The following is a 17834-nucleotide window of genomic DNA, read 5'->3' as shown; positions in this document are numbered from 1 at the left end:
CGCGAAGTATGGTCGACGATCCTGTGTCGGGCACAGCCAGCCCCAATTTTGTTATCAGACGCCTACAAGCGGCTTACACGAACACACTGAGCACAGCGGCCACCGCGAACCCCGCCACCGACAGCACCGACTCCAGCACGGTCCACGTCTTCAGCGTGTCCCGCTCGCTGATCCCGAAGTATTTCGCGACCATCCAGAAGCCCCCGTCATTGACGTGCGAGGCGAAGATCGAGCCCGCCGAGATGGCCATGATGACCAGCGCGACGAAGGCCTGCGAGTGATCGCCCTCCGCGAGCAGCGGGGCCACGATGCCCGCCGTCGTCACGATCGCCACCGTCGCCGAACCCTGTGCGACCCGTAGTACCAGCGAGATCAGGTACGACAGCACGAGCACCGGCAGGCCTACGTCGTGGAAGGTGTCCGAGAGCGCCTGCGCGACCCCGCTCGCCTTCAGTACGGCGCCGAAGACCCCGCCCGCGCCGACGACGAGGATGATGTTGCCGACCGGCTTCAGGGACGCGGTGGAGACGGTCTCCAGGGACTTACGGGACCAGCCGCGCCTCAGACCCAGGAGGTAGTACGCGAGGAGGAGAGCGATCGTCAGGGCGACGAAGGGGCTGCCGAAGAACTCCACCACCGAGCGGCCGGTCGACGGGTCGAAGGCGATCGACGAGAAGGTGGCCGCGAGGATGAGCACCAGGGGCGTACCGATGATCGCGAGGACCGTGCCCAGCGACACCGGCTTCTCCTGCGGTACGACGCCGGACTCCCGCTGTTCGTCGATGACCGCCTGCTTCGCCTCGGCCGCCGCCTCGACCATGTCCTGCGGTACGGCCACGAAGATCCGCTTGCCGATCCAGGCGGCGTAGGCCCACGCGGCGAGCACGGCGGGGATGCCGACGACGATGCCCATGAGGATGACCCAGCCGAGCTGCACGTGGAGCAGGCCGGCCGCGGCCACCGGGCCGGGGTGCGGCGGCAGGAACGCGTGGGTCATCGACAGACCCGCGAGCAGCGGCAGGCAGTACAGCAGGATCGACTTGCCGCCGCGCTTGGCGGCGGCGTACACGATCGGCGCGAGGACGAAGATGCCGACGTCGAAGAAGACCGGGATGCCGAAGATCAGGCCGGTCAGGCCCATGGCGAGCGGCGCTCGCTTCTCGCCGAAGAGATTGAGCAGCCGGGACGCCAACACCTCGGCGCCGCCGCTGACTTCGAGGATCGCGCCGAGCATCGTGCCCAGGCCGATGATGATCGCGACATGGCCGAGGATGCCACCCATGCCGGACTCGATGGTGGAGACGGCGTCCGATCGCTGGACCGTGCCGAAGAGTTCGGTGACCGAGAGGCCGGAGAGCAGGCCGACGGTTATGGAGACGGCGAGGAGGGCCACGAAGGGCTGGAGTCTGACCTTGATGATCAGGAAGAGAAGGAGCGCGATCCCGAGTGCGGCGACCGTCAACAGGCCTGCTGTGCCGTCGAGTAGGAGAAGCAGGCCTCCGGTGTGGGGTGGTGTCGCGGGGGCGGTGCCGGCGAGCGGTAGGGACATGTGGGGGTCCTCTGGGTCGTAAGAGCATGGGACTTTCGGGGCAGGGGGGATCGCGGCGCGGCACCCCGAAGGGCGCCGAACCGTCGTACGGTGTGCGGGAGTTGGGGCGGTATCAGCTCAAAGGGCTGGTCAGCTCAGGACGGCCAGCGCGTCGATCTCGATGAGCAGCCCGGCGGGCAGGCCGACGTAGACCGTCGTGCGCGCGGCGGGGATCTCGACGCGGCCCTCGAAGTACTCGTTGTAGACGGCGTTCATCTCGGCGAAGTGGTCCACGTCCGTCAGATAGACGCGGATCATCATCGCGTCCTCCCAGCTCGCGCCGCCCTCCTCCAGGACCGCCTGGACGTTGGCGAGGGTCTGGAGGGTCTGCTCGCGCAGGGTCGGGCCGGCCGGCGTCGGCGGCTTGCCCTCCTCGGCAGGGAGGAAGCCGACCTGGCCGGCGACCTGGAGGATGTTCCCCTTGCGGACGCCGTGCGAGAACTTCGCGGGCGGGGTGGCGTGGGTCTTGGGCGTGAGCGCGGTCTTGTCCGTCATACGAGGTCCTTCATGCGGGGTCGTTTGTGGGGGTCACTGGGGTCCTGCCCGAGTACTCGCCACTGATGGCGTCCGCCGTGCGACGGACCAGTGGAAGCAGGGTGAGGAGTTCGTCGGCGGTGACGACGACATTGGGCGCGGAGACCGACATCGCGGCGGCCACCCGTCCGTCGGCGCCCCGGATCGGCGCGGCGACACAGTTGATGGACTCTTCGTGGCCGCCGAGGTCGGTGGCCCAGCCCTGTTCCCGCACTTTCTCCAACTCCCTTAGGAAAGCAGGGGCGTTGGGGGTGGAGCGGGCGGTGTACATGGGGTATTCGAGCTTGTCGGCGAGCACCCGGCGCTCGCCCTCCGGCAGGTCGGCCAGCAGCAGCTTGGCCACGCCCGCGACGGTGATGGCGACCGGCTTCCCGATCCGCGAGTACATCCGCACCGGGTAGCGGCTCTCCACCTTGTCGATGTAGAGGACCTCGTTCTCCTCGTACACCGCGAGGTGGACGGTATGACCGCACTGTTCGTTCAGCCGGACGAGATGGGGGTGGGCGATCTCGCGGATGTCGAGGTTCTCCATCGCCTCCTGGGCGAGGGCGATGAGGCGCGCGCCGAGGCGGTAGCGCTGGTCGGACTGGCGGTAGACCAGGCCGTGTTCGTGCAGGGTGCGCAGGAGGCGCAGGGCCGTCGACTTGTGGACGTCGAGGCGCTCGGCGACCTGGCCGAGGTCGGCGGGGCCCTCGGCGAGCAGCGGCAGGATACTGAGCGCGCGGTCGACGGTCTGACTCATGGCGTACATACCTCCTCGTCGGCCCAGTCGGCGGCGTCGGTCCAGCCGGGGCCGAGTCGAAGTCTCCCCCACGCCTGCTCGTCCAGGGCGACCAGCCGGTCGGCGTGGTCACGGACCGGGGGCGCGGCGAGGTCCCCGGGGACGGTGAGGGCGGCGGCGGCCGTGAGATGCCCGTGCCGCAGCCGGTCCCGTACGGGAAGTCCCCGCAGGGTCGCGGAGAGGAACCCGGCGGCGAAGGCGTCCCCGGCGCCCACCTCGGCGACGACGTCGACGTGCGGCGCGGGCACGAAGGTGGTGTCACCCCGGTGGAAGACGGTGGCCCCGCGTCCGCCCTGCTTGACGACGAGCGTCTCGGGGTCGGGGAACGCGTCCCGTACGGCATCGGCCCCGACCAGCCCCCAGACCTCGGCGGCCTCGTCCTCACCGACGAACACGAGGTCGGCGCCGCGCGCCAGCTCCAGCAGCACGCTCGGCCCGTCGGCCGAACGCCCCAGCGCCGGGCGGTGGTTGACGTCGAAGGAGATCAACGGGCGATGCGCACGGATCGCGGTCAGCTCACGCACCAGCCCGAGACAGTCCTCGGACAGCATCGGGGTGATCCCCGACAGATGCAGCACCCGCCCGGCCCGTACGGCGGCCAGGTCCACGTTCGCCACGGCCATCGCGGAGGCGGCGGACCCGGCCCGGTAGTAGGCGACTTCATGCGCGTCGGTGGCCCGGTCCCCGGCGGTGCGGAAGTAGATGCCGGTCGGCCGCGTGGGATCACGCCGTACGGCGGACACATCCACCCCGTACCCACCGATGGTCTCGACGAGATGATCGCCGAACCCGTCCGCCCCGACCCGGCTGACCCACCGGACGGTGTGCCCGGCGGCGGCCAGCACGCACGCGACATTGGACTCGGCGCCGCCGATGGCGCGATCGAAGGACGGCACGTCGGCGAGGCGGCCCGCCCGGCTGGGTAGGAACGTGACCATGGACTCGCCCAGCGCTACGACGTCCACGACGTCACGGGCGGCGGTGGACTGTCCGTCGGCGGTCACGATGGTGATGGCTCCTCGTCCGGTGCGCCGGGGGCGGCGGCTCCGTTGACCCGGTGTTGGGCGAGATGTTAGACAGCGGTAAGCGATATACGCAATGAAGGTTGCAGAGATTGCAACACTCCAGCTCAGGGAGGCCCCATGGTCCGCGACACCGGTACCGAAGCGCTCGCCCGGCTCGCCGGGGAACGCGTCGACCACCGTTTCAAGGGCCTCCCCCCGGACGCGGACGGCGTCACGGTCGCCGAGTTGTCGGCCCAGCGCCGCAACCTCTTCACCGACGGCTTCACCACCCCCGTCCTCGCCCTCTCCGCCGAGCGCCTGGACCACAACCTCCGCCTCATGGAGACCTACGCGACCCGCCACGGCCTCGCCTTCGCCCCGCACGGCAAGACCTCCATGGCCCCCCAGCTCTTCCACCGCCAACTCGCCCACGGCGCCTGGGGCATCACCCTCGCGGTCCCCCACCAGGTGCGCGTGGCAAGGCAGTTCGGCATCGACCGCATCTTCCTCGCGAACGAACTCGTCGACCCGTCCGCCCTGAAGTGGATCTCCTCCGAGCTCGACACCGACGAGGACTTCCGCTTCATCTGCTACGTCGACTCCGTGCGCGGGGTCGAGTTGATGGACGCCGCCCTGCGCGGCGCCGCCCGCCCGCTGGACGTCGTCGTCGAACTGGCCGCCGGCGAGGGCGCCCGCACCGGCGTGCGCACGGAGGCGGAGTGCGCGGCGGTCGCGGACGCGGTGGCCGCCGTGGGGACACTGCGGTTGGTGGGGGTCGCCGGGTACGAGGGGGAGGTGCCGGAGGCGGATCCGGAGCGGGTGCACGCGTGGTTGCGGCGACTCGTGTACCTGGCCGTGGAGTTCGACAAGGGCGGGCGTTTTCAGGGAGTTGACGAGATCGTGGTCAGCGCGGGTGGCAGCGCGTGGTTCGACGCGGTGGCCGATGTCTTCGCCGAGCTGCCCGAACTCTCGCTGCCCGCACTGAAGTTGCTGCGCTCGGGCGCCTACGTCTCGCACGACGACGGCCACTACCGCGAGATCACCCCCTTCACCCGCATCCCCGAAGAGGGCGCTCTGGAGCCCGCGTTCCGGCTCTGGGCGCAGGTCGTCTCCCGCCCCTCCCCCGAACAGGCCTTCGCCAACGCGGGCAAGCGGGACGCGGCCTACGACCTGGACCTCCCCTTCGCCCAGGTGGTCCGCAGGGACGGCACCGAGCGCCCGGCGACCGGCGTCGAGGTCAGCGGCCTCTCCGACCAGCACGCCTGGCTGCGGACGACGCCCGAGGCAGATCTGGAGGTCGGGGACTGGGTCGGGATGGGGCTGTCCCACCCCTGTACGTCCTTCGACAAGTGGCAGTTGATTCCGGTGGCGGAGGCGGACGGGACGGTCGTCGACTACATCCGCACGTTCTTCTAGAGGCCGCACAGAGGCCGTATCGGACCCCGCTGGAGGCATGGGCATGGAAGAGCTGGTCATCCGGGACGCGGACGTCGTCGACGGCAGCGGCGGCCCGTCGTACCGCGCCGATGTGGTCGTGGACGGCGGCCGGATCGTCTCGATCGTGCAGGAGGCCGCGGCGGCGGGCTGTCAACGCCCCAAGGCACGGCGGGAGTTGGACGCGGAGGGCCTGACCCTCTCCCCCGGCTTCATCGACATGCACGCCCACAGCGACCTGGCGTTGCTCCGCGACCCGGACCACAGCGCCAAGGCCGCGCAGGGGGTGACCCTCGAAGTCATCGGCCAGGACGGGCTGTCGTACGCCCCCGTCGACGACCGCACACTCGCCGAGGTGCGGTCGACGATCACCGGGTGGAACGGGTACGGCGACGACATCGACTTCGACTGGCGGTCGGTGGGCGAGTACTTGGACCGACTGGACTCTGCTTTCGAGGGCCGCGGCATCGCAGTCAACGCGGCCTACTTGATCCCGCAGGGCACGGTCCGGATGCTCGCCGTCGGCTGGGAGGACCGGGAGGCGACGCCCCAAGAGCTGGACCGGATGCGGCAGTTGGTCGCCGAGGGCATGGAACAGGGCGCGGTCGGCATGTCGTCCGGGCTCACCTACACGCCCGGCATGTACGCAAAGGACGCCGAACTCACCGAGCTCTGCCGGGTGGTGGCGTCGTACGGCGGCTACTACTGCCCGCACCACCGCTCGTACGGCGCGGGCGCGCTGGAGGCGTACAGGGAGATGGTGGAACTGACGAGGGAAGCAGGCTGCTCCCTCCACCTCGCCCACGCCACCATGAACTTCGGCGTGAACGAGGGCCGGGCACCGGAGTTGCTGACCCTCCTGGACGAGGCGCTGACGGCCGGCGCGGACATCAGCCTGGACACCTACCCCTACACGCCCGGCTGCACAACTCTCGTGGCGATGCTGCCGAGTTGGGCGAGCGAGGGCGGCCCGGAGGAGATCCTGCGGCGGCTGGCGGACGACGAGACCGCCGACCGTATCCGCCACCACCTGGAGGTGATCGGCTCGGACGGCTGTCACGGGGTGCCGATGGAGTGGGACACGATCGAGATCTCGGGGGTCACGGATCCGGCGCTGGCGGAGTACGTGGGCCGCCGCCTCGACAACTGGACAACGGCCCGTCACCTGCTCCTCGCCGACCGGCTCGCCCCGTCGATCCTCCAGCACGTGGGCCACGAGGAGAACGTCCGGCAGATCATGCGGCACCGCGTCCACACCGGCGGCTCGGACGGCATCCTCCAGGGCGCGAAGCCGCATCCGCGGGCGTACGGCACGTTCCCGGAGTATCTGGGCCGGTACACAAGGGAGTTGGGCGTGCTGTCCCTGGAGGAGTGCGTGGCGCACCTGACGTCCCGCCCGGCGGCGCGCCTGCGCCTGCCCGACCGTGGCCTGGTCAAGGAGGGCTACCGCGCGGACCTCGTCCTCTTCAACCCGCAGACGGTGGCGGCGGGTTCGACGTTCGAGGAGCCGCGCAGACTGCCGACCGGCATCCCGCATGTGTTGGTCGACGGCCGCTTCGTGATGGAAGACGGCCGCCGAACGGACGAGCTGGCGGGCAGATCAGTACGCCGGGCGCCATAACGCCGTGCTTTTAGGGGCGCGGGGAACTGCGCGACCAGCCACGACGCACCCGCAGACGAAGACGGCTCACCCAGCGGAGCGCTACGGCTTGGGCAGCGTGCAGGTGGACGCGCTGAGGGCGAGCACGTTGGCCGAGGTGAAGCAGGCCGGGATGTTGTAGGTCTCCTCGGCGTAGTTGATGCCCTCGCGGACGGTCACCGTGCCGTTCTCGGAGACCTCGCACGGGTTGTTCTCGGTGCAGGTCTCGCCGTCCTCGTTGCCCGTGTTGTTCACGGCGACGACCTGGCCGGTGCTGGTGTCGATGACCGGGGAGCCCGAGGTGCCGCCGATGGTGTTGCAGGCGGAGGTGTAACGGACCGAGTCCTTCCAGGTCCAGTCGCCCTCCTTCAGCCGGTACACGAACCCGTCGATGCTGCAGCTGTAGATCGTCTTCCAGTAGCCGGAGACGACCTTGATGGCGGTGCCGGCGGTCGGGTGCGTGGCGCTCACGGTGAGCGGGCTGATGCCGTACGCGCTCTTGATCGCCGCGTACGTGGTGGTGGTGCGGTAGATCGTCACGTCCGTGTCGGTCATCGTCGAGTAGACGACCTGGTTGGCGCGGAGCGTGGCGACCTTGGTGCCGGCCGAGTTCAGCAGCCCGAAGGTACGGCTGGAGGACTGGCCGGTGATGACCTCACCGGGCTCCGGGAATCCGGTCTCCAGGCAGTGGCCGTTGGTCATGACCAACGCCGGAGCGGTGTCGGTCGAGTTCGGGAAGCGGATGACCGAGCCGGAGCAGTTGCTGAGCGAGACGATGCCGGCGAAGTCGACGGTCACGGCCGCCGCCTGGGGAGCGGCTTGGGGCGCCGCGACCGCGGGTGTCACGCCCGCCCCGGCTATCGCCAGGGTGGAGAGCGCGGCAAGGAGAGGCTTGTTCATGTGGGGGTCCCCTCTTATGACGAGGCGACCGGAGATCTTCCGGCCGCCGTCTTTTTGTCATGGGCATTGTGATCGTTGAGGGGGGTGGGGGCAAGGAGCGGTTTCAGGACGGGGGTTGGCGGATTTCCACGCATGCGCTGTCGATGTCGATGCCGTGGCACAGCATCCTGCTGTCGGTCGCGATCAGGGCGCCGGTTGAGCGTCACGACGCCTGCCACAGCGGCGCCCTGATCATCCGCGCGCCACGGAACGCGTCAAGGGTCGTGACATCCTGGCGCGGTGCTTTTGAGTGACCACGTAAACAGCGTCGAACTCCGCCCGCTGCGCTATCAGTTCGCCGCGACCCGAGGCAACCGCTACGACGACAACTGGCTCGTCGTCGGCGGCAAGGTGACTACGCCCGAGGGCGGATGGTCCTTCGCCGACCCGTCTCTGCTGACCCACGAGGCCCGCGAGATCGCCGGCTGGCTACGGGGAGCGGCCCAGGGGACAGTGGCCGTCACCCGACCCGACGCCGAGGGCTACGTGTCCCCGGACACGTGGTTCAACGAGCCGGTCCTGGCCTTCAGCCTCGCCGACCGGAGCGAGGCCGGGGCAGTGGTCCGCGTGCACCTCTCCCTGGAGGCGGCTCCCCCCTGGCGGCAGGGAGATCACCGAGTGGACATCTACCAGTACTTCGTGAATCTGCGCGTGGACCCAGCCGCGCTTCTCCACGCAGCCGACCAGTGGGATCTCGCCCTGGCCTCCTTCCCCACCCGCTGATCGACGTCAGTCCCACCCGGGCTCCCGAACGACACCCGGCGATAACAGTCGAAACCGGCGCGTCTCATGTGGCGGAAAGCACGAGCCAAGTCTCGTTACCCCGCCGTAAGCTCACCGACATGCAGGTGATCCAGTCGACCAAGCTCTCCAACGTCTGTTACGAGATCCGGGGCCCGGTTCTCGAAGAGGCGATGCGTCTGGAGGCGGCAGGCCACCGCATCCTGAAGCTGAACACCGGGAACCCGGCCGCGTTCGGGTTCGAGTGTCCGCCCGAGATCCTGGAGGACATCCTCCGGAACGTGTCGTCGGCGCACGGGTACGGCGACGCCAAGGGGCTGCTGGCCGCCCGGCGCGCGGTGGTCATGCACAACCAGACCCTGGGCATCGAGACGGACGTAGAGCACGTCTTCATCGGCAACGGCGTCTCCGAGCTGATCGTCATGGCGATGCAGGGGCTGCTCGACGACGGCGACGAGGTCCTCGTGCCGTCGCCGGACTACCCGCTGTGGACCGCCGCCGTCTCGCTCTCCGGCGGCACCGCCGTGCACTACCGCTGCGACGAGCAGTCCGACTGGATGCCCGACCTCGCCGACGTGGAGCGCAAGGTCTCCGACCGCACCAAGGCGATCGTCATCATCAACCCGAACAACCCGACCGGCGCGGTGTACGACGAGGAGATGATCAAGGGCCTCACCGACATCGCCCGCCGCCACAACCTCCTCGTCTGCTCCGACGAGATCTACGACAAGATCCTCTACGACGGCGCCACGCACACCCCGACCGCGAAGGTCGCCCCGGACCTGCTCACCCTCACCTTCAACGGCATGTCGAAGGCGTACCGGGTGGCCGGATACCGGGTCGGGTGGATGTCGATCTCCGGGCCGCGCGCGCACGCCGACTCCTACATCGAGGGTCTGACGATCCTGGCCAATATGCGGCTCTGCGCGAACATGCCCGGTCAGCACGGGGTCGTCGCCGCGCTCAGCGGGCGGCAGACCATCAACGACCTGGTGCTTCCGGGTGGGCGGCTGAAAGAGCAGCGGGATGTCGCGTACGAGCTGTTGACCCAGATCCCGGGTGTGACCTGCGTGAAGCCGAAGGGGGCGCTGTATCTGTTCCCGCGGCTGGATCCGCAGGTCTTCAAGGTCAAGGACGACCGGCAGCTGGTCCTCGATCTGCTGCGCCAGGAGAAGATCATGGTCGTCCACGGCACGGGGTTCAACTGGTCCGAGCCCGATCACTTCCGGGTCGTGACGCTGCCGTCGGTCGGGGATCTGCGGGACGCGGTGACGCGGATCGGGAACTTCCTGGACGGGTACAGCCAGCCGTAAACATCTTCGATCAGGTTTCTTCCGGCCAAATTTTCGGCCAGCACAACTTTAGACGAGATCTAAGCTAGGATGGTTTCCTGTCTGAGCACAGGAGACCATGCCATGTACGAACCGATCCGCACGAAGTCGGTCCACAGCACGATGGCCCGCACCCCTTCCTCCGACTTTCCGCACCGGTCGCGCGAGGAGGAACTGGACATTCAGCTCGCGGGGCATCTCGCTGCGCTGCTTGCGGTGACCGATGAACTGCGGGCGCTGGAGCCTTCCGACGAGCTGGATGTGGCTGCGGAGCGGCTTGCCGGTCAGCTCACTCGGTTGCGTGGGGGCGCCTCGCCGAGCCGGGCGTCGGCTGCGGCCGCTTCTACGTCCCGTCTGGATGCGCTGCACTTGAAGGCGCACGCGCTTGCCGGGCGGGCGTTGGTTGTTGCGGCGTCGCGTGCGGATACTGCGGCGGCGATTTTGTCTGCCGAGCGGATGGATGCGCATGCGGTGACTGTGGTCGCCTGAACTGCGGTGCCTATTCGCCGTAGGGGTTCTGTGTTCTTGCGGGTGCGCGCCCGTCGTGGCTTGTCGCGCAGTTCCCCGCGCCCCTAAAGGGACGCTTCTCTGAACCGTGTTGATCCGGGACCCGGCCGACACCTCCCGTTCATCCCTTTCCTCGGGGAATGTTGGGTTCCGCGAGCACGCTGCCTCTCGTGAGACGTATCGCAGGAATCGTCCTCGCGGTGTTGCTGATCGGCGGAGTGGTGGCAGCCGTCGTAGCGGGCCGGGACAACGGGGACAAGGGCACGGCAACGAAGACCGTGCGTGGTGTGATCGGTTCGGAGAAGGCGGACTTCTTCGCCGATCCCGATGTGGTGAAGGCCCTCGCCGCCAAGGGCTTCACCGTGAAGACGGAGACCTCCGGGTCCTGGGCCATGGAGGGGCTCAACCTCAAGGGGTACGACTTCGCCTTCCCTTCCAGTCAGGCGCCGGCCGACGCGCTCGCCGCCAAGTACAAGGTCCAACAGCCCTTGCCACGGCCCTTCTACTCGCCGCTCGTCGTCGTGGCCCACCGCAGCGCCGCCCAGGTCCTCGCGGACAACGGGCTCGCCACGCTGGACAGCAGCAAGGATCGCGGCACGCTGAAGATGGCTGCCTATCTCGATGCGGCCAAGGGCGATCGGACCTGGCAGCAGCTCAAGGGGGCCTCGAAACACGGGGAGTTGACCGGCACCCTCTACATCGCCACCACCGACCCCGAGACCTCCAACTCCGGTGCTCTGTATCTCGCCGCCGCCTCCTACGTCGCCAACGGCGGGCGGGTGGCGGCCAGTAGCGCCGATGTCGACCGCACCGCTCCTCTGATGCACCAGCTGATCAGCGTGCAGGGTGCCCAACAGTCCAGCTCCGACGCGCCGTTCAGGGACTTCATCAGCGGCGCCGGCAATCCGCTGGTCCTCGTGTACGAGTCCCAGGTGGCCTCGCTGCTCCTCGACAAGCAGCCGGTCGGCGACCTCGTCGTGCTCTACCCGGACACCACGGCCAACAGCGACCACACCGTCGTACCGCTCACTCCGGAGGGCCGTGAACTCGGTCAACTCCTCAGCAGCGACCCGGCGTTGCGCAAGCTCGCCGTACGGCACGGGTTCCGGCCGCAGGGGGACACCGCCGAGTTCGTCGCGGCCACCGCCGGCCACTCCAGCTATCTCAACCAGACGCTGACCGGCGTCCGGCAGGCGCCCGTGCCCACCTCGACGGTGCTGCACGACATGGCGCGCCGGGCGCGCGGTTGAACGGGGGGACCAATCAATATGAGCAGCAGCTTCAACACCAGTCAGAACAGCAGTGAACACACTCTCAGCGGTGACGACGTCTTCACTCTCACCCCGCCGGAGGCCGTGAAGCCCGTTCCGAAGGAGAGGGCCGGCGGGCTCGTGCCCGTCGACGACAACGTCCGTACGGACATGGTTCGCAAGGCCGCCGCCTACGTCGAAGGGCTCGCCTCTCTCGACGCCCGCTCGCCCGAATTCGCGGGCAAGGTCGGGGAGATCAGCGCGCTCGGCGCCGGTGAGATGCGTACCGCCACCGCGCAGTCCAACCGGATGCTGGAGCGGACGGTGCGGAGTCTGCCGTCCAAGGGCGGGGACGCACAGTCACAGGTCGCCGGGTCGCTCGTCGAACTCCGGCGCGTGGTCGAGGACTTGGACCCGCGTGATCTGTCCGCCTCCAAGGGGCGGAAGTTCCTGTCCCGGCTCCCCGGCGGCAACAAGCTGCGTGACCACGTCGCCAAGTACGCCTCCGCGCAGGGGACTCTCAACAAGATCGTGGGCTCGCTCCGCGGCGGCCAGGACGAACTCCGGCGCGACAGCGCCGCGTTGCAGACCGAGCGGGTCCGCCTCTGGGAGACCATGGGCAAGTTGCAGGAGTACGTCGTCCTCACCCAGGCCCTCGACACGGCCGTCGAGCAGCACATCTCCGGCGTCGAGTCGGCCGACCCGAGCCAGGCCGACACCCTGCGCGCGGACGTCCTCTTCCCGGTCCGGCAGAAGCACCAGGACCTGCTGACCCAGCTCGCGGTGTGCGCGCAGGGCTACTTGGCGATGGATGTCGTACGGCGCAACAACGACGAGCTGATCAAGGGTGTGGATCGGGCGGCCACGACCACCGTTTCCGCCCTCCGGATCTCGGTCATGCTCGCCTCCGCGCTCGACAACCAGCGCAAGGTCGTCGACCAGGTCAACGCCCTGCGCGGTACGACCGAGGACCTCATCCGGGGCAACGCGGAGATGCTCTCCACCCAGAGCGGCGAGATCCAACGCATCGCGGCCGACCCGGCGGTGGGCGCGGAGACGCTCCGCACGGCCTTCCAGCAGATCTACCGCACCCTCGACGCGATCGACACCTACAAGGTCCAGGCGACCGAGGTGATGGCCGCGACCGTGGAGTCCCTGACCTCCGAACTGCAGAACGCCGGCACGTACTTGGAGCGCAGCCGGTCGCAGAGCGCGCTGGAGGGTGGGCTCGGATGAGACGCCTTCTCGCCCTCGCAGTGAGCACAGCCGCCCTGTTGACCGCGTGCACCTCGCAGCCCGAGCAACCCGCGACCGACAACGCCCCCAAGCCCGGAACCCTCCGCGTCCTCGCCTCCAGCGAACTCAGCGACATGACCCCGGTGTTCGACCAGGTCCGCAAGGACACCGGCATCACCATCCGCCCCACCTACATGGGCACCCTGGATGCCGTGGACCTGTTGGCGAAGGGCAAGGTAGACGGTCAGTACGACGCGCTGTGGCTGTCGTCGAACGACTATCTGCGGCTACGGCCCGACGCGGCGAAGAAGGTCGTGTCCGAGACCCCGATCATGTCCAGCCCGGTCGCGATCGGTGTGAAGACGGCCACCGTCACGGCACTGGGCTGGACGCCGGACAAAGTCACCTGGTCGCAGATCGAACAGGCCGTCCAGGACGGCAAGTTGACCTACGGCATGACGGACCCGGCGCGTTCCAACTCCGGTTTCTCGACCCTCATCTCGGTCGCCTCCGCCCTCTCCGGCGCCCAGTCGGCGCTCACCGACGCGGACGTCACCAAGGCGACTCCCCGGCTGAAGCAGTTTTTCAAGGGGCAGAAGCTGACCTCAGGTTCCTCGGGCTGGCTGGCGACCGCCTATCAACGCCGCGGCAACGTCGACGCGTTGCTCAACTACGAGTCCGTCCTCAAGAGCGTCCCGGGCCTGACGGTGATCCGCCCGAGCGACGGAGTCGTCACCGCCGACTACCCGTTGACCTCCCTCGCCTCGACGGACGCCACGACCCGCGAGAACGTCCGGCGCGTGACGGCGGACCTGCGCACGGACGCCCTCCAGCGGCTCATCACCACCCGCACGCACCGCCGCCCGGTCGTCCCCTCCGTGCCGCCCGCGTCCGGCCTGGACACCAGCCGACGGCGTGAACTCCCGTTCCCCGGCAGCCAGTCCGTCGCCGACGGGCTCCTCGACTCGTACGAGAACAAGCTGCGCCGGCCCTCGCGGACCGTGTACGTCCTCGACACCTCGGGCTCGATGGACGGCGACCGGCTGTCCCGGCTGAAGAAGGCGCTCACCGATCTGACCGGCGACTTCCGGCAGCGCGAGGAGGTCACGCTGATGCCGTTCGGGTCGGGCGTGAAGAGCGTGAAGACGCATGTGGTGAGTCCGAGTGATCCGCAGGCCGGGCTCGATGCCATCCGCGCGGACACCAAGGCGCTCAGCGCCGACGGGAACACCGCCATCTACACCTCGCTGGAGAAGGCGTACGAGCATCTCGGCACCGGCGGCGACACGTTCACCTCGATCGTGCTGATGACCGACGGCGAGAACACGACCGGCGCCAAGGCGAAGGACTTCGACGGCTTCTACCGGCAACTCCCCGCCACTCAGCGGGAGATACCCGTCTTTCCCATCCTCTTCGGCGATTCGGACAAGACGGAGCTCCAGCACATCGCCGACCTGACCGGCGGCCGGCTCTTCGACGCCCAACAGGGCTCGCTGGACGGCGCCTTCGAGGAGATCCGTGGCTACCAGTAGTAAGTTCCTGGGCTACTTGGAGTCCCGCAAGAACCTCACCGGCAGCGCGTGCGGACTCCTCGGGCTGGTGCTGACGTTCGTGGGGGTGGCGGGGCCGTACTGGCCGGTCGTGGTCGTGGGGCTGTACGGCGCCGGTGCGCTGATCGCACCGCCGGAGCGGCCGCCGCTGCCCGACTTCCCGGACCCGTCCGCCCAACTGGAGGAACTGCGGGACGACTTCGAGAAGCTCGGCGGTTATCTGGTGGACGTCGAGTTGCCGCCTGCCGCCGCCGGTCGGCTCACCGAGCTGACCCAGCTCCTCGCCGGGCTCCTCGATCCGCAGGTCACGCATGACCTCGCGCAGGATCCGGAGGGCGTGCACATCCTGTCGCGGGCGATCCGGCAAGACGTACCGGAGGCGGTCGACACGTTCGTACGGACGCGGTGGTGGACGCGGTTGGCGCCGGGTGCCGAGCCCCCCGAGCGGCATCTGGAACGGCAGTTGACGGTGCTTCAGGAGGAGGCGCGGGGGTTGGCGAGGGGACTTCGCGAGGCCGAGGAGCGGCGGCAGGAGACGCACACCCGGTTCCTGGAGGAGCGCGGGCGTTCTCAGGACAGGTGACCCAGCACGATCAGGACCAGGACGACCAGGAGCAGTACGCCGAGCACTTTCAGGAGGCCGAAGCGGTCCTCCTGCGCCTGTGGGGTTGCGGGAGGCGCCGGGATCGTCGGCCGTACCGGCAGGTTGAACGCGTCGTGTCCCGTCACCTCCGCCCGCGTGCACCACGGGCAGGTCGGGAGGTGGGAGCCGTAGGCGTGCAGGGGGCGGGCCCGGCAGAGCTGGACGCGGGAGCGTTCCTGGTCGAGGGCGCGTAGCCAGACCTCCGGGGTGGGGCGGGCGGAGGGGGCGTGGACGCCCGCGCCGAACGCCGTGTGGGCCAGGGTGAGGAGGCCGGGCGGCAGGACCGAGGGGTCCACGGTGCCGCGTGGGATGACGACCGCCTCGGGGCGGACGACGTAAGAGACGCTCGCGGCGATGTTGTCCTTGACCGTCGACTCGGGGGTGCTGTCGTGCGGGACGCCGCCGAAGGGGTGGTTGCCGGCGGTGAGGAGCTGGTAAATGAGCACCGCCAGCGCGAAGTTGTCGCTCTCCTCGGTGGCCGCGGCGCCCGACTGGCGTTCCGGTGAGGAGTAGTCGGTGGTGTGCATCAGGCACGGGAAGGGCTCGGCGGTGACCGGGTCGGTGAAGGCGATGGAGTCGCAGTCGAGGAACGTGACGAAGCCGTTGGCGTCCACGACGACGTTGCTGCTGGAGAAGTCGCCGATGACGAGGTGGTCGTAGTGCATGCGGGCCGTCATGAAGGCGAGGTTCCAGGCGACGCCGAGCAGGAAGCGCCAGTCCGCGCGGTCGCCGAACAGGCGCAGGCGCTGGACGCGGGTGAACAGGCCCACCAGCTGGACGTGTTGGGGTTCGCCGAAGCGGCGCATGGCGTAGCCGAGGAACTCGCCCTCGGGGCTGCGGGCCATGGCGGTGGGCCAGGCGAGTTCGGGGGGCTGGTTGGCGTCGGTGGGGCGGGCGGACAGGGGTGACATGGTGAGCATGCGGGTGAGGCGGCGCTCCAAGTCCGGGCCGGGGCGGTCGCGGTAGAGCTTGACGACGATCGTGTCGTCGCCCTCGACGGGGAAGACGGCCGCCTGGCCACCGCCCTTGAGCGGGAGTTCGGCGAGGGTGACGGGCTTGCCGTCCAGGTGGACCGTGCGGCCGGTCACGGGGTCACCGCGCGCACGGCTCGCAGGAGGGTCTTGTCGTCGGCGTTGAGGCTGGTCAGCCGGTCCGACCTGAGGAGGGCGGCGAGGCTCTCGTGCGCTGTGTCGGTCACCGGTCCCGGGGTGTCGAGGGAGCCCAACACCGCTTCCACGAAAGAGGTGTTGGGCTGGGGCGGGCCGCCGCCGGAGAGGGAGAGGGCGGCCTGTGCGAGGCCGTCGGTGGAGAGCAGGACGCCGTCCACGCGCGGGTCCGCCACGCAGTCGGTGCGCAGTCGGCGGGGTGCGTCGGGCGAGGTGAGGAAGACGGTCTCGTTGCTGTACTCGCTGACGGCGGGCGGCTGCGGGAGGAGGTGGAACTGCCGTTCCCCGTCCTCCGTTCCGGCGCGCACCACGACGAAGCCGTCACCGACGCTGAGATGGCCCAGCCACCCGGGCGTGAGGACCACGACGGTGAGGGTCGTCGCGTAGTCGGGGGCCGTGCTGCCGTAGGTGTCCAGGAAGATCTTGCTGACGTCGTCGAAGGCCTCCGCGAGCAGCTCGTGGACCTCCTCCCCCGGCGGGCAGCCGGACGCGGCGGCCGCCCGGCGGCGGAAGTGCTCGGCCGCCAACTCGACGGCGTGCAGGGCCCCTTGGTCGGAGTGCGGGCGGCTGCCCGCGCCGTCCGCGACGGCGAGGACCGACACGGATGCCGAGGCCGTGTAGGTGCAGGCGTCCTGGCAGGGCGTGCCGGTACGGCGGTGCCGGTAGCCCTCGACGCTGAGGCCGTGGATGCGCCAGGGCGAGTCGGCCACCGCTCAGCTCTCCCAGGCCGGGCGCTGCGTCTTGAACTGGCTGAAGATCTTCTCGAAGACCTCGTCGCCCGCGCCCTTCTGCTCGGCGTTCGCGCTGGCCGACATCATCTGGAGCAGCTCACGGAACGGGAAGCCCTGGATGCGCGCGTTGAACTTCGGCGCGAAGGCCTGCAACACCTGCTCGCCCCGGTCCGTGATACCGCCGACGCCGATCGCGTAGAGCCGGAAGCGGCGGGCCTGTTGCTCCTCGGCGAGGACGGGCAGCAACCGGTGCCAGGAGTCGGTCAGGTGGCCGGTGGTGTCGGTGGGGAGGCCGTCGGTGACCAGGCAGATCTGCGGGCGGTAGTACTGGAGTCCGGAGGCGCGCAGCTCCGCCTTGCGGGCCGCGACGACATGCATGGCCAGTTCCAGCGCCTCGGTCATGAGGGTCACGCCGGACGCGGTGAACCGGGGCGCCTGGAAGGCGTGCGCGGGGACGAAGGGGTTCAACGGGGCACGCGGGTCGAGGAGTTGGGGACCGCGCCAGGCGCCGACGCCCCGGCCGCCGAAGGTGATCACGGCGACCTCGACGCTGTAGCTGAGGGAGACGTCGTCGTGAAGTTCCCGGGTCCACTCGGCGAGCGCGTCGTTGAGCGACTGAATCGGCGCGCCCGCCATGGAACTCGACGTGTCGAGGCACAGCACGAGCGGCAGCCGTTGCGCGTTGTTCTCGAACTCGATGTCGGCGTACTCCGCCGGCATCGTGGGCGGGTATTCGCTGTGCATGGGCGTCTCCTGGTGG

Annotated in this window: 18 protein-coding genes; 10 read left to right on the top strand and 8 right to left on the bottom strand. The window is 69.2% G+C overall.

The genetic code is table 11. The features are described 5' to 3' along the window. Positions 1-73: 73 nt before the first annotated feature. The 4 genes from OG588_RS31985 to OG588_RS31970 all read right to left on the bottom strand — a co-directional run bounded on the left by OG588_RS31985 (position 74) and on the right by OG588_RS31970 (position 3907). Positions 74-1549, bottom strand: coding sequence for a GntP family permease (locus tag OG588_RS31985; protein WP_405950285.1), 1476 nt, complete (start codon positions 1547-1549; stop codon positions 74-76). Positions 1550-1678: 129 nt separating this feature from the next. After that, the gene (locus tag OG588_RS31980; protein WP_405950284.1) at positions 1679-2083 is read right to left on the bottom strand and encodes a RidA family protein; all 405 of its coding nucleotides are present in this window, start codon (positions 2081-2083) and stop codon (positions 1679-1681) included. A 10-nt stretch (positions 2084-2093) separates the two neighbouring features. Then, positions 2094-2864, bottom strand: a complete 771-nt coding sequence (locus OG588_RS31975) for an IclR family transcriptional regulator (RefSeq protein WP_405950283.1) — start codon at positions 2862-2864, stop codon at positions 2094-2096. Further along, positions 2861-3907: a sugar kinase gene (locus OG588_RS31970; protein ID WP_405950282.1), complete on the bottom strand. Its 1047-nt coding sequence runs from the start codon at positions 3905-3907 to the stop codon at positions 2861-2863. Before OG588_RS31970 ends, OG588_RS31975 begins: the two co-directional genes overlap by 4 nt. A gap of 138 nt (positions 3908-4045) precedes the next feature. On the opposite strand from OG588_RS31970, the gene OG588_RS31965 reads away from it, so the two are divergent. Then, positions 4046-5323, top strand: coding sequence for an amino acid deaminase (locus OG588_RS31965; RefSeq protein WP_405950281.1), 1278 nt, complete (start codon positions 4046-4048; stop codon positions 5321-5323). A 43-nt stretch (positions 5324-5366) separates the two neighbouring features. Continuing rightward, a complete protein-coding gene (locus tag OG588_RS31960; RefSeq protein ID WP_405950280.1) occupies positions 5367-6962 on the top strand; it encodes an amidohydrolase family protein in 1596 nt (531 codons plus the stop codon). An 81-nt stretch (positions 6963-7043) separates the two neighbouring features. Here the strand turns inward: OG588_RS31960 and OG588_RS31955 are convergent, their stop codons facing one another. Further along, on the bottom strand, positions 7044-7880 hold the full coding sequence (locus OG588_RS31955; RefSeq protein WP_405950279.1) for a trypsin-like serine peptidase: 837 nt from the start codon (positions 7878-7880) through the stop codon (positions 7044-7046). Positions 7881-7939: 59 nt separating this feature from the next. Here OG588_RS31955 and OG588_RS31950 point away from each other — a divergent pair, with 59 nt between their 5' ends. The 8 genes from OG588_RS31950 to OG588_RS31915 all read left to right on the top strand — a co-directional run bounded on the left by OG588_RS31950 (position 7940) and on the right by OG588_RS31915 (position 15117). After that, positions 7940-8173: a hypothetical protein gene (locus OG588_RS31950; RefSeq protein ID WP_405950278.1), complete on the top strand. Its 234-nt coding sequence runs from the start codon at positions 7940-7942 to the stop codon at positions 8171-8173. Then, positions 8160-8642, top strand: a complete 483-nt coding sequence (locus tag OG588_RS31945; protein ID WP_405950277.1) for a hypothetical protein — start codon at positions 8160-8162, stop codon at positions 8640-8642. The genes OG588_RS31950 and OG588_RS31945 overlap by 14 nt, the downstream gene beginning before the upstream one ends. A gap of 119 nt (positions 8643-8761) precedes the next feature. Then, the gene (locus OG588_RS31940) at positions 8762-9973 is read left to right on the top strand and encodes a pyridoxal phosphate-dependent aminotransferase (protein WP_266861472.1); all 1212 of its coding nucleotides are present in this window, start codon (positions 8762-8764) and stop codon (positions 9971-9973) included. A gap of 102 nt (positions 9974-10075) precedes the next feature. Further along, complete coding sequence (locus tag OG588_RS31935; protein ID WP_405950276.1) at positions 10076-10480, top strand: hypothetical protein; 405 nt, start codon at positions 10076-10078, stop codon at positions 10478-10480. A 188-nt stretch (positions 10481-10668) separates the two neighbouring features. Continuing rightward, positions 10669-11748, top strand: a complete 1080-nt coding sequence (locus tag OG588_RS31930; RefSeq protein ID WP_405950275.1) for a substrate-binding domain-containing protein — start codon at positions 10669-10671, stop codon at positions 11746-11748. An 18-nt stretch (positions 11749-11766) separates the two neighbouring features. Further along, positions 11767-12984: a toxic anion resistance protein gene (locus tag OG588_RS31925; RefSeq protein WP_405950274.1), complete on the top strand. Its 1218-nt coding sequence runs from the start codon at positions 11767-11769 to the stop codon at positions 12982-12984. Continuing rightward, on the top strand, positions 12981-14516 hold the full coding sequence (locus tag OG588_RS31920) for a substrate-binding domain-containing protein (protein WP_405950273.1): 1536 nt from the start codon (positions 12981-12983) through the stop codon (positions 14514-14516). Before OG588_RS31925 ends, OG588_RS31920 begins: the two co-directional genes overlap by 4 nt. Positions 14517-14523: 7 nt before the next feature. After that, positions 14524-15117 carry a hypothetical protein gene (locus OG588_RS31915; protein ID WP_405953260.1) on the top strand — a complete coding sequence of 198 codons (594 nt, stop codon included), beginning with the start codon at positions 14524-14526 and terminating at the stop codon, positions 15115-15117. On the opposite strand, the gene OG588_RS31910 is transcribed toward OG588_RS31915, so the two are convergent. Genes OG588_RS31910 through OG588_RS31900 form a run of 3 tightly spaced genes read right to left on the bottom strand, consistent with a single transcriptional unit; the run spans position 15105 to position 17818 of the window. Further along, complete coding sequence (locus OG588_RS31910) at positions 15105-16265, bottom strand: hypothetical protein (RefSeq protein WP_405950272.1); 1161 nt, start codon at positions 16263-16265, stop codon at positions 15105-15107. The genes OG588_RS31915 and OG588_RS31910 overlap by 13 nt on opposite strands. Further along, entirely contained in the window at positions 16262-17053 is a 792-nt protein-coding gene (locus OG588_RS31905) for a PP2C family serine/threonine-protein phosphatase (protein ID WP_405950271.1), read from the bottom strand. Before OG588_RS31905 ends, OG588_RS31910 begins: the two co-directional genes overlap by 4 nt. Positions 17054-17056: 3 nt before the next feature. Further along, positions 17057-17818, bottom strand: coding sequence for a vWA domain-containing protein (locus OG588_RS31900; RefSeq protein WP_405950270.1), 762 nt, complete (start codon positions 17816-17818; stop codon positions 17057-17059). Between the last annotated feature and the right edge of the window lie 16 nt (positions 17819-17834).

Origin of the sequence: Streptomyces prunicolor, assembly GCF_045162825.1 — a bacterium.
Classification (GTDB): Bacteria; Actinomycetota; Actinomycetes; order Streptomycetales; family Streptomycetaceae; genus Streptomyces; species Streptomyces prunicolor.
Note: the sequence above shows the minus strand (reverse complement) of the source record. Positions and strands in the feature narration are given on the sequence as shown.